Here is a 12,096-nt window from a genome sequence, read left to right as displayed (position 1 = left end):
TTATAAAGAGAAGACTCATGAATTACTTTGACCTGCCGAAGATCGATTTGCACTGCCACCTAGATGGTAGCGTACGCCCGCAGACAATTATTGACCTTGCTGACGAACAGAACCTCACCCTGCCATCACGTGACATCAACGTGATCAAAGAGATGATGGTTGCACCAGAAACTTGCCCAAGTTTGGATGAGTATCTGAAACGCTTTGAGTTGCCAGGTATGGTCATGCAAACGGCAGAAGCGCTAGAGAGAATTTCATTTGAGCTATTCGAAGACGCTGCAAACGAGAACGTCAAATATTTAGAAGTTCGCTTTGGCCCACTTTTACACCAAGTAAAAGGCTTGAGCCTTGAAGAGATCATGGACAGCGTGGTTCGTGGAATGAAACGTGCAGAAGCGCAATACGACATCCACGGTAACTACATTTTGTCTATTCTACGCACCATGCCAAAAGACCAAATTAAAGCGGTTTTAGAAGCAGGCGCAAAACACCTTAATGATGGTATTGTGGCTTTTGACCTCGCTGGCTCTGAAGTTCCTGGATTCTGTCACGAGTTTGTTCCTTACGCACAATACGCAAAAGAGTTGGGTTACCGCATCACTATTCACGCAGGTGAGCAAGGTGCAGGACAAAACGTCTATGACGCGATTTCTTTGCTTGGCGCAGAGCGTGTTGGCCACGGCATCTTCATCCACAACCACCCAGAAGCTTACCAGCTTGTTAAAGGGGAAGAAGTGGCTCTGGAAACCTGCCCTAGCAGTAACGTTCAGACCAAGGCTGTCAACAGCTTGAGTGAACATCCAATTAAAGCGTTCTACAAAGACGGTATTGCCGTGACGATCAACACTGACAACCGTACCGTGTCGAACACCACGATGACCGACGAAGTGCGTAAAGTCGTTGAGGCCTTTAAGCTGACAGAAGCGGAATACTTTGATATCTACACCATCAGTGTCAACAATGCCTTCACATCTGATGCCGTTAAACAGCATCTATTGAGCTTCGCTCAGTAAGCATTACACAAGCCGATATCGATAATGCGCCTTCCCAACGGAAGGCGTTTTTCTTTCTTCCACAGATAAATAACGCTCATCTTTTTTCACGAATATTCTGAGATGTTTTCTGTCAACCATAGGGTCTGTTGACCTTTTGAGCTGATTTTTGCAGCAGTTTGTGGGTTCTTTGTGCAAGGCAGAGGCTTTGAAATGTAGCTGCCCTACCTGATAAGCCGATAACGCAGCAAAAAGGAGTCACAAACGCTGCCCGAAGGGTTCGGATAAAAGCGTTTTACTCTTTGTTGAGAGGTGTTTTGCTTAGAATGACTAGGCGACAAACCTCTCGCCGCGATTAAAACACTTTTTTCTCGAACAAAATTTAACCGCAAAAGGTCAACAGACCCTAGTTATTTCCTTCAAATTTTAACAAGCCCAAATGCCAAAGCTGAAACATTGTCCTAATTCTCAGCGGTGTAAGGCAGAGTTTACTGCTTGAAAACAATCTAATCTTAGCGAAATTTAACATTTTGATTACACTTACAGTAAATCGGATGTCCCAAGATGGATCACTGTGGAAGTTGGTAAATGCAGAAGCATCAAATAGCCACTTTCGTTTTCACAGGAGACAATTTTAAGAAATTGCGCATATCTAGCGCATCTCATGTGATGTGAATTGGACATTCTCTTTCATTCTTGTGTCAGCTTATCTCCTATGGCGGTAGGCTAATCAAAAGGAGCTTGAGATGAATATTCAGGCACTGCCAATGCACCGATTCCTCGACTATGAAGGGAATGTGCAAAGCCCGCTCCCTTCTTGGGCTAGCGGGGAGCGTCTTGTCCAATTTTACCGCGACATGCTCATCACCAGAGCGTACGACAATAAAGCGGTGGCGCTACAAAGAACGGGGAAACTTGGCACCTACCCATCCCACCTTGGCTCTGAAGCATTTGGGGTTGGCATTGGTCACGCGCTCAAACCTTCTGACGTATTCATTCCTTACTATCGAGACATGCCCGCCATGTGGGTTCGTGGTATTGGCATGGAGAAAAACCTGCAATATTGGGGCGGAGATGAACGCGGCAGCGATTTTTGTCCCGAGGAAAGTCACTTACACTGCGCTGATTTACCCTTCTGTGTTCCCATTGCCACCCAATGCACGCACGCCGTTGGTGTTGCCTCCGCACTCAAAATTCAAGGTAATCATGACGCCGCTTTGGTGACCTGTGGCGATGGGGCAACCTCCAAAGGCGATTTTTTGGAATCCATCAACTGCGCGGGCGTGTGGCATTTACCTTTAGTGTTTGTCGTTAACAACAACCAGTGGGCGATCTCCGTTCCTCGTCAGTTGCAATGTGCGGCAGATTTGCTGTCAGAGAAAGCTAAAGGAGCTGGCATTCCCGGAATCACCGTGGATGGCAATGACGTGGTCGCTGTTTACGATGCCGTTAGCAACGCTTTGGGCAGAGCAAGGAAAGGCAAAGGCGCGACATTGATTGAAGCCATCAGCTATCGTCTGAGTGATCACACCACTGCCGACGATGCAAGCCGATATCGCAGCGCCGATGAGCTAAAACAAGCATGGCAGTATGAACCCATCAAACGTCTTCAAGCCTATTTAACCGCTCAAGGGCTGTGGAATGAAGAGCTCGAGCAACAATGGTTAGCCCATTGCAAACAACAAGTGGAGCAAGCCGTCGCACATTATCTTTCGCTTCCGCCACAAGCCCCCGAAAGTGCCTTTGATTATCTCTACGCCTCGTTGCCGACCGAGCTCCATGCTCAACGAGACATGTTAATTAATAAAGTAATGCGCATGCAGGGAGGCAAGCATGGCTGAACTTACCCTAGTTGAAGCAGTCAACCTCGCCCTTCATCACGAGATGGAGCGCGATGCAAACGTCGTGGTGCTTGGTGAAGATGTGGGGGACAACGGCGGCGTGTTTCGCGCAACAGTTGGTCTCAAACAAAAATTTGGCCTAAAGCGAGTGATGGACTCGCCGCTGGCCGAAGCGTTAATTGGTGGCGTAGCGGTCGGTATGGCGACACAAGGAATGAGGCCAGTTGCCGAATTTCAGTTTCAAGGCTTTGTGTTTCCAGCGATGGAACACCTGATTTGTCATGCGGCGAGAATGCGAAATCGCACTCGAGGACGACTCACCTGCCCTGCGGTGTTTCGCGCCCCTTTTGGCGGCGGTATTCACGCCCCAGAGCACCACTCTGAAAGTATCGAAGCGCTCTTTGCCCATATTCCCGGCTTTAAGGTGGTGATTCCTTCTTCGCCTCAGCGCGCTTACGGACTTTTGCTCGCCGCCATCCGCAGTGATGATCCTGTGATGTTCTTTGAACCCAAACGCATTTACCGCACCGTTAAATCGGAGGTGGTGGATAACGGCGAAGCTCTACCACTTGATAGCTGTTTCACCTTGCGTAAAGGCCGCGATGTAACCTTAGTGACATGGGGCGCGTGCGTGGTGGAATCTCTGCAAGCCGCTCAAACGCTCTCCTCACAAGGCATTGAGGCGGAAGTGATCGATTTGGCCAGTATCAAGCCACTTGATATGGCAACCATTTTCCAATCTTTAGAAAAAACCGGACGTTTATTGGTGGTGCACGAGGCCAGTCGCAGCGGTGGCGTGGGTGGTGAGATCATTGCCCGCGTCGCTGAGCAGGCAATGTGCTTGCTGAAAGCACCGCCTAAACGCGTAACAGGTATGGATACCATCATGCCTTACTACCGCAATGAGGATTACTTCATGATTCAAGAGCAAGATATTGTGCTCGCCGCTCGTGAGCTTATGGAGGGCTGGAAATGAAAACCTTTATCCTACCGGATCTTGGCGAAGGGCTCGCTGAGTCAGAAATTATTAAGTGGCACGTCAGCGTCGGTGACAAAGTGGAAGTCGACCAAGTGATCCTCACCGTGGAAACCGCCAAGGCAACGGTTGATGTGCCAGCCCCCTGGGCCGGAACTATTGTCACTCGGCATGGTAACGAAGGCGATGTCGTTAACATAGGTGCGCCGTTGCTGGAAATCGAAGACGGCGAAGCCGCCACTAGCCAAGACAAAAAAGTGCAACAACGCGAAGATGCCGCCACGGTGGTGGGTCATGTGTCCAATCAGATGCATCAGGTGAAAGTGGACGATTTTTGGATCAGTGGCAACCAAAACCACACCACAGAGAAACGGGTGACTGCCTTACCATCGGCTCGTTTGCTGGCGCAAAAACTCGGGGTGAATTTGGATATGGTGTCTGGTACTGGCCCATCCGGGTTGATTATGGATCACGATGTCTACGACGAAGCGGGTAAACAACGCCCCGGTACGGAAGTGCTCAAAGGCGCACGACGCACCATGATGACCACGATGACCGAATCTCATCTGCAAGTGGCTGCAGTCACCATTACCGAGGAAGCACTATTAGAACATTGGAGCAGTCAAGAAGACATTACCGTTCGTTTGGTTCAAGCGGTCGTTTACGCCTGCCAGCAAGAACCAGCATTAAACGCATGGTTTGATGCTGATACCGTCACTCGCTGTGTGCATCATACCGTGAATATTGGTGTGGCCGTGGACAGTGCCCACGGTTTGTATGTGCCTGTGATGCGACATGCCGATGAGTTTTCACCCGACGACATTCGTACTTGGATCAATCAAACCGTTTCGGGAATTCGCGAGCGTAAAATTGGCCGTGAGCAGTTGCAACACGCTACGATCACCCTATCGAATTTTGGTGCCATCGCCGGAATTTATGCCACGCCTGTGGTGTCACCACCGCAAGTGGCGATTGTGGGGGCCGGTCGAATCATTGAGAAAGTGGTGCTTCGGGAAGGAAAAGCCGTAGCCGTCAAAGCAATGCCTTTGTCGATCACCTTTGACCATCGTGCTTGTACGGGTGGTGAAGCGGCGCGCTTTACTAAGGCGTTGGCAGAGCATTTAAGAAAGCCCAGTGTGTAGCTTGTTGCTCAGGCAGTGCATAAAGGCTAATGAACTAAGGGCTTCCACTAGGAAGCCCTTAAGATTGCTTGGTGAGAATCGATGATGAAAATGCAAAGTTAAGCACGCAAGAATCGGCGACAAAGCCTGACAAATACCCTACGTTTCGACAAACTGGGCATCTCAAAAACCTCGGCGTCTTTCTACACCTTTTCTAACAGTTCCGGCAGGATGTCAAACAGATCGCCCACCAAACCGTAGTCCGCCACTTGAAATATTGGTGCGTCTGGGTCTTTATTTATCGCGACAATGACTTTCGACTCCTTCATGCCAGCAAGATGCTGTATCGCGCCTGAAATGCCAATCGCAATATACAGCTCCGGTGCAACGATTTTCCCAGTTTGCCCCACTTGCAGATCATTCGACACATAACCCGCATCGACCGCTGCGCGCGAAGCCCCCACCGCAGCGCCTAACTTATCGGCCAATTGCTCCACCATAGCAAACTGCTCTTTGCTGCCTAAGCCACGGCCGCCAGACACCACAACTCTCGCGTTGGGCAAATCTGGCCGCTCACTTTCTACCTTCTCCAAACCGACAAATTCGCTGTTTTCGGCGGCCACGACCTTGTCGAGTCGCACAACTGGCACCTGATTGCTGCCATTTTCACCTAAGCCATTGTCAGATAAGGCTTCAAACGCAGAGCTTCTAATGGAAACCATTTTGACTGCATCGAGTGATTTAACCGTGGCTAACGCATTCCCCGCATAAATTGGCCGAACAAAGGTATCGTCCGATTCAATCGCAACCACATCGGACAACTGACCAACATCACGCAGTGCCGCGACACCGGGCAGTATATTTTTACCAAAGGTGGTTGCCGCTGCGAGCACGTGCGTATAAGGCTCACTCAACTGCGCCATCACAGGCACAATGTTCTCTGCCAAAGGATGTTGATAAGCTGGCGAATCCAGCACTATGATCTCTGCGATTCCTTGGATACGCTGCGCATGTTCGACCACGGCATCGCATTGATGGCCGATGATCAGCGCCGTAATGCCCTCAGGTTGCAGTTGCAACGCCGCGCTCATGGCTCGTAAGCTTTCAGGACAAATATTCCGGTCATTATGCTCAGTCAGAAACAGCACTTTTACGTCATTTATTTCCATCACTTTACTCTCTCCATTGTCACGGCTGGCATTACAGCACCTTGGCGTCGTTTCTCAATTTTTCGATGAGCTGATCCACACTCGCCACCCGCTCTCCGGCTTTGCGCTCTGTTGGCGTGCTCACCGTCAGTAATTGCTGATGCGATTTAATCTCAATGGAGAGCTGCTGCGAAGTGATCACATCCAGCGGTTTTTTCTTAGCTTTCATAATGTTGGGTAAAGAAGCATATCTTGGCTCATTAAGGCGCAGATCCGTACTGATGATGGCAGGAAGTACTAATCGCAACGCCTCCAACCCGCCATCGACTTCTCGCGTCACGTTGACCTGCTCACCCGAAACAACGACTTTGGAAGCAAACGTTGCGCAAGGTCTTTGGCTCAATGCCGCCAGCATTTGCGGCACTTGGTTGTTATCACTGTCGACAGACTGTTTTCCCAGCAGCACTAATCCAACCGATTCTTGCTCCATCAGACGATGGAGAATTTTTGCCACCGTGAGCGGTTCTACCGCCAACACATTTTGCGGATTCTCCACCACAGAAGAGAGATCGACATGAATCGCTCTATCCGCCCCCAGCGCCAGCGCGGCTCTTAATTGCTCTTGGCAGCTTTCGTCGCCGATGGAGACAACGATCACTTCCTCTGCATGACCCGCTTCTTTGAGGCGCACGGCCTCTTCTACCGCGATTTCGCAAAACGGATTGAGCGTCATTTTCACATTGGCCATTTCAACGCCAGAACCGTCCGCTTTTACACGCGCTTTGAGATAAGGGTCGATCACGCGTTTGATACCCACCAATACTTTCACGCAGCCTCCTTAACGGACATCACCAACCATTTGAAATAAAAGCGATTTAGCTAACCTCTTTACTTCAACATCGTCAAATAACTGTCCGAAGATTTATTGAATTAACATTTGTGCAACATGGTAATTTCAGCTTAGTAAAGTTTACGTTTACGTCAACTGGACTATATTTAAGCCAATGAACGACTCTGTAGCGGCAGGTTTACATTATGGAAAGAGAATGCATGGAATTCGATGTCGTGATTGTTGGAGCGGGGCCAGCAGGTCTGTCAGCCGCTTGTCGCTTGGCGCAACTCGCCCAAGCCTCCAATCAAACCCTCTCCATTTGTGTGTTAGAAAAGGGCTCAGAAGTGGGCGCGCATATCCTCTCTGGTGCCTTGTTTGAAACTCGTGCATTGGCAGAGCTCTTTCCCGATTGGCAGGATCAAGCCGCGCCAGTCGACACGCCCATCACACAAGATCGCTTGCTTTATCTCACTACCGCGCATAACCACATTGAAGTGCCTGCCTTTCTGGTGCCTAAATCACTTCACAACAGCAGTGACAACTATGTGATCAGTTTGGGTAATCTCTGCCGCTGGTTGGCCAAACAAGCAGAAGCTCTTGGTGTAGAGGTCTTTGCTGGCTTTCCTGCCAAAGAGGTGGTGATCAATGAAAGTGACATTGTCACGGGAGTCATTACCACCGACATGGGTCTGGACAAGCAATCTCAGCCTAAAGCAGGATTTGAAGCAGGCATCGAGCTAAGAGCGCGCTTTACCGTATTTGCTGAAGGTGCGCGTGGTCATTTGGGCAAACAGTTGATTGAGCACTTTGCTCTCGACCAAGGTAAGCCACCACAACACTACGCTTTGGGGATCAAGGAAATTTGGCAACTGCCTCAAGAGAACCCAGCCTATCAAGCAGGCAACGTCACCCACTTCGCTGGCTGGCCTTTAAGTGACACTGATAGCCAAGGGGGTGGGTTTCTATACCATATGGATAACCATCAAGTTTGCGTTGGTTTGATCACCGACCTGAACTACAGCAACCCCTACCTCAGTCCATTTGAAGAGTTTCAACGTATGAAGCATCACCCCGCTATCGCCCCGCTATTGCAAGGCGCGGAGCGCGTCGCTTACGGTGCTAGAGCCATCACCAAGGGTGGGCTGCATTCACTGCCCAAACAGCAGTTTGCCGGAGGGTTACTGATTGGCTGCGATGCAGGCACCCTCAATAGTGGCAAAATTAAGGGCTGCCATACCGCGATGAAATCGGGCATGCTCGCCGCTGAGGCCATTTTCAAAGCGTGGCAATCGCCCGAGCAAAATACTGAAGCGGACTATCAAAGTGAATTTGAACACTCTTGGCTCTATGATGAGCTCGCGCAGACGAAAAACTTCTCTGCCGCCCTACATCGCTATGGGCCGCTCGTTGGTGGGGCTCTGAATACCTTTGAACAAAATCTTTGGTATCCTCTCACCGGCCAAGCCCCCAGTTGGTGTATTGTGGATGATAGAGCCGATCACCTTTGTTTGGATGAGTGCGCTGTTGTCACTCCCATTGCGTACCCAAAAGCGGATGGTGTATTGAGCTTTGACAAACCCTCATCACTTTATCTTTCCGCCACTCAACATGAGGAAAATCAGCCCTGCCACCTGATGGTGAACGATCTCTACACGGCACTCAAGCGCCATCTGAATTTGTACGATGAGCCTGCACAACGTTATTGCCCCGCTGGTGTGTATGAGATTATTGAAGGCGAAAGCGGCCCCTATTTGCAAATAAATGCCGCCAACTGTTTACACTGTAAAACCTGCGACATCAAAGATCCGTCAGGGAATATTACGTGGACACCGCCAGAAGGCGGTGGTGGACCGAACTACCAAAACATGTAAATTGAGTTGCCACACAATACTCGGCTTAAAAAATTGCATCGGTGGAAAATGCCTTGCTTGGAAAATACCTGCTTAGAAAGTACCAAGCTCGAAGCGGAAGCCGCTTCGAATCAAAAATTAAACACACTTCGATTGGATGAAGCGCACTTTGCTTTCTATGCTTATGTCAATAAGTCAAACTGAAGCTAAAGCGGTATGTGAAATCAAACCGATTTCTCTAGCAATCATTCAAATATTAAGTGATAAACACCAAATTTCATTTAGAGCTCAAAATAAATATCGCCAACTAATGATAAAAATGATAAATTACGCGAAATTTTGGTAGGAAATCACACTTTTAAATATATGGATGTAGATTGCAATGGCAATAATTGATACCAAGCATAGAAGGTAACTCATTCATGTTTATTAAAAATCTATCAATCGGCAAGAAAATCGCAGCAGCATTTTCAATCATAGCCGTCATCAATATCGCGTTCGGGATCTTTTTATCTACAGAGCTCAATACGGTAAAGTCCGAGCTATTAAACTACACCGAAGATACACTACCCGCGATGGAAAAAGTGGATGCTGTACGAGATAAAATCTCATATTGGCGTCGTACTCAATTTGCTGTGTTCGCAATGAACGACGAGAACCAAATCAGACAGACTATTACACGTAACGAAAGCATCCGTCGAGAGATCGAAACGGAACTCGCCGCGTATGGAAAAAGCATCTGGCCAGGTGAAGAAGAGCAAACCTACAACCGTTTAATGTCACTTTGGAATGGTTACCTCAACACCATGGATAAGTTTAACGACGCATTGCTGGCTGGCGACAAAGACGCCGCTTATCCAATTCTCACCAACTCACTGTCGACCTTTGAATCGATCGAGACGGAAGTGAACAAGTTGGTGATGATTCTCAAAGGCGCAATGGACAGCAACAAGAATCAAATTCTGTCGTCTGTTAACGGCCTAAACACCACTGCGGTTATCAGCAACATCGCTATCTTTGCTGTGATGGTGATCATGACGCTGCTATTAACTCGTATCATTTGTGGGCCACTGAATATCGTTGTTCGTCAGGCGAACGCCATTGCACGTGGTGATCTGTCACAAGATCTTGACCGCAACGCGATCGGTAACGATGAGTTGGGCGAGCTGGCAGACGCCACCATTAAGATGCAAGAGGATTTGCGCCAAGTGATCGACAACGTGATTGCCGCTGTAACCCAATTGAGCAGTGCAGTAGAAGAAATGACACAGATTTCTGAAATGTCCGCTTCTGGCATGAAAGATCAACAAATGCAGGTGACGTTAGTTGCAACCGCCATGACTGAAATGAAAGCGGCAGTGGCAGACGTAGCTCGCAATACCGAAGACTCTGCATCGCAAGCGTACGATGCGAATCGCCGTACTCAAGATGGCGCGAAAGAGACGCATCAAATGGTGGTGTCGATCGAAGAGGTGGCCGACATCATTGCCAAAGCGGGTGACACGGTGGCCGAGCTTGAAGCGCAATCGAACCAGATCAACGTTGTGGTGGATGTGATTCGTGGTATTGCTGACCAAACCAACCTCTTGGCACTGAACGCAGCCATTGAAGCAGCGCGTGCTGGCGAATCTGGTCGTGGCTTTGCGGTTGTTGCCGATGAAGTGAGAACCTTGGCAGGCCGTACTCAAGATTCAACCGGTGAAATCACGTCGATCATCGAGAAACTGCAGGATTTGGCAAAACAAGCCAAACACGCAACCGAAGATTCAAGAACCAGTATTGGCGCTTGTGTTGAGCAAGGTAACAACGCACAAGAGTTAATGGGCTCGATTGAAAAGTCCATCGCGAACATCGCAGACATGGGCGCGCAAATTGCCACCGCATGTGGACAACAAGATTCCGTTGCGGAAGAACTCAGCCGCAATATAGAGAACATTCACATGGCTTCGCAAGAAGTCGCGCAAGGGTCGCAGCAAACCGCGCAAGCGTGCCGTGAATTGACTCAACTTTCTGTCTCGCTGCAAGACGTCATGAGTCGTTTCAAATTGAATTAATACAACCACCCCGGCCTGAGTGCTGGGGTTTTTCTTAGGGAAATAACATGAACTTTAAAAAGACCCTTCTATCCATTGCCATCGCTAGCGCCAGTCTCACTCCGGCTTTCTCTTACAGCGCACCTCTCTTACTCGACAACACGGTTCACCAAACCAGCCAAATCGCCGGGTCCAATGCTTGGCTCGAAATCAGCCTCGGCCAATTTAAAAGCAACATTGAACAATTTAAATCGCACATTGCCCCACAAACCAAAATTTGCGCGGTGATGAAAGCCGACGCGTATGGCAACGGAATTCGTGGTTTGATGCCAACCATTCTTGAACAACAAATTCCCTGCGTGGCTATCGCCAGTAATGCGGAGGCGAAATTAGTCCGAGAAAGTGGATTTGAAGGTGAGTTAATCCGCGTGCGCTCCGCTAGCACGAGTGAAATTGAACAGGCTATCTCTCTTGATATCGAAGAGTTGATTGGCAGTGAGCAACAAGCTCGTGAGTTGGCAAGCTTGGCAGAAAAGTACAACAAAACCATTAAAGTTCATCTTGCGCTCAATGACGGTGGCATGGGCCGTAATGGTATTGATATGAGTACCGAACGTGGACAAAAAGAAGCGGTCGCCATTGCAACGCACCCTTCCGTTGCCGTGGTTGGTATCATGACCCATTTCCCGAATTACAATGCAGAAGACGTCCGAACAAAGCTAAAGAGCTTTAACCAACATGCACAATGGTTAATGGAAAGCGCCGGGCTAAAACGCGAAGAGATCACCCTACATGTGGCCAATTCCTACACCGCGTTAAATGTCCCTGAAGCGCAGTTGGATATGGTTCGTCCAGGTGGCGTGCTCTATGGTGATCTCCCGACCAACCCTGAGTACCCTTCTATTGTGGCGTTTAAGACTCGCATTGCTTCACTTCATTCGCTTCCGGCAGGCAGCACCGTGGGTTACGACAGCACATTTACCACAGCAAATGATGCGGTGATGGCAAACCTCACAGTCGGCTATTCCGATGGCTACCCACGAAAAATGGGCAATAAAGCGCAAGTGCTGATCAACGGCCAACGCGCCAATGTGGTGGGCGTTGCTTCAATGAATACTACGATGGTGGATGTGTCCAATATCAAAGGCGTACTGCCCGGCGACGAGGTGACGCTCTTTGGCGCTGAAAAAAATCAGCACATCTCTGTCGGTGAAATGGAAGAAAACGCCGAGGTGATTTTTCCGGAGCTTTACACCATTTGGGGCACCAGCAATCCGCGTTTCTATGTGAAATGACACAGGTA

The 12,096-nt window shown here is 49.1% G+C and carries 9 protein-coding genes; 7 read left to right on the top strand and 2 right to left on the bottom strand.

Annotated features, from left to right (window positions below):
• The first annotated feature begins 17 nt into the window (after window positions 1-17).
• From add to AOT11_RS20665, 4 genes are all read left to right on the top strand, one after another.
• Window positions 18-1,013 (top strand): adenosine deaminase, encoded by a 996-nt coding sequence (gene add, locus AOT11_RS20685; RefSeq protein ID WP_017422701.1) that lies wholly within the window; start codon window positions 18-20, stop codon window positions 1,011-1,013.
• A 725-nt stretch (window positions 1,014-1,738) separates the two neighbouring features.
• On the top strand, window positions 1,739-2,833 hold the full coding sequence (pdhA, locus tag AOT11_RS20675) for a pyruvate dehydrogenase (acetyl-transferring) E1 component subunit alpha (protein WP_017422700.1): 1,095 nt from the start codon (window positions 1,739-1,741) through the stop codon (window positions 2,831-2,833).
• Window positions 2,826-3,809 (top strand): alpha-ketoacid dehydrogenase subunit beta, encoded by a 984-nt coding sequence (locus AOT11_RS20670; protein ID WP_017422699.1) that lies wholly within the window; start codon window positions 2,826-2,828, stop codon window positions 3,807-3,809. The genes pdhA and AOT11_RS20670 overlap by 8 nt, the downstream gene beginning before the upstream one ends.
• Window positions 3,806-4,951, top strand: a complete 1,146-nt coding sequence (locus AOT11_RS20665; RefSeq protein WP_017422698.1) for a dihydrolipoamide acetyltransferase family protein — start codon at window positions 3,806-3,808, stop codon at window positions 4,949-4,951. The genes AOT11_RS20670 and AOT11_RS20665 overlap by 4 nt, the downstream gene beginning before the upstream one ends.
• Before the next feature lie 182 nt (window positions 4,952-5,133).
• Here the strand turns inward: AOT11_RS20665 and AOT11_RS20660 are convergent, their stop codons facing one another.
• Window positions 5,134-6,099, bottom strand: coding sequence for an electron transfer flavoprotein subunit alpha/FixB family protein (locus AOT11_RS20660; protein WP_026050814.1), 966 nt, complete (start codon window positions 6,097-6,099; stop codon window positions 5,134-5,136).
• A gap of 31 nt (window positions 6,100-6,130) precedes the next feature.
• Window positions 6,131-6,907 carry an electron transfer flavoprotein subunit beta/FixA family protein gene (locus AOT11_RS20655; RefSeq protein WP_017422696.1) on the bottom strand — a complete coding sequence of 259 codons (777 nt, stop codon included), beginning with the start codon at window positions 6,905-6,907 and terminating at the stop codon, window positions 6,131-6,133.
• A 206-nt stretch (window positions 6,908-7,113) separates the two neighbouring features.
• On the opposite strand from AOT11_RS20655, the gene AOT11_RS20650 reads away from it, so the two are divergent.
• The 3 genes from AOT11_RS20650 (at window position 7,114) to alr (ending at window position 12,088) form a co-directional block, all read left to right on the top strand.
• Window positions 7,114-8,781, top strand: a complete 1,668-nt coding sequence (locus AOT11_RS20650) for an electron transfer flavoprotein-ubiquinone oxidoreductase (protein ID WP_017422695.1) — start codon at window positions 7,114-7,116, stop codon at window positions 8,779-8,781.
• 401 nt (window positions 8,782-9,182) lie between these two features.
• Window positions 9,183-10,814: a methyl-accepting chemotaxis protein gene (locus tag AOT11_RS20645; RefSeq protein WP_017422693.1), complete on the top strand. Its 1,632-nt coding sequence runs from the start codon at window positions 9,183-9,185 to the stop codon at window positions 10,812-10,814.
• Window positions 10,815-10,861: 47 nt separating this feature from the next.
• Window positions 10,862-12,088: an alanine racemase gene (gene alr / locus AOT11_RS20640; protein WP_017422692.1), complete on the top strand. Its 1,227-nt coding sequence runs from the start codon at window positions 10,862-10,864 to the stop codon at window positions 12,086-12,088.
• Window positions 12,089-12,096 lie beyond the last annotated feature (8 nt).

The sequence above is a fragment of the Vibrio vulnificus NBRC 15645 = ATCC 27562 genome (assembly GCF_002224265.1).
Classification (GTDB): Bacteria; Pseudomonadota; Gammaproteobacteria; order Enterobacterales; family Vibrionaceae; genus Vibrio; species Vibrio vulnificus.
Note: the sequence above shows the minus strand (reverse complement) of the source record. Positions and strands in the feature narration are given on the sequence as shown.

Excerpts from the sequence above, each read along its gene's own strand:
- AOT11_RS20645 (WP_017422693.1), top strand. The coding sequence starts at position 9,183 with ATGTTTATTAAAAATCTATCAATCGGCAAGAAAATCGCAGCAGCATTT.
- AOT11_RS20660 (WP_026050814.1), bottom strand. The coding sequence starts at position 6,099 with ATGGAAATAAATGACGTAAAAGTGCTGTTTCTGACTGAGCATAATGAC.
- pdhA (WP_017422700.1), top strand. The coding sequence starts at position 1,739 with ATGAATATTCAGGCACTGCCAATGCACCGATTCCTCGACTATGAAGGG.
- AOT11_RS20665 (WP_017422698.1), top strand. The coding sequence starts at position 3,806 with ATGAAAACCTTTATCCTACCGGATCTTGGCGAAGGGCTCGCTGAGTCA.
- alr (WP_017422692.1), top strand. The coding sequence starts at position 10,862 with ATGAACTTTAAAAAGACCCTTCTATCCATTGCCATCGCTAGCGCCAGT.
- AOT11_RS20670 (WP_017422699.1), top strand. The coding sequence starts at position 2,826 with ATGGCTGAACTTACCCTAGTTGAAGCAGTCAACCTCGCCCTTCATCAC.
- AOT11_RS20650 (WP_017422695.1), top strand. The coding sequence starts at position 7,114 with ATGGAAAGAGAATGCATGGAATTCGATGTCGTGATTGTTGGAGCGGGG.
- add (WP_017422701.1), top strand. The coding sequence starts at position 18 with ATGAATTACTTTGACCTGCCGAAGATCGATTTGCACTGCCACCTAGAT.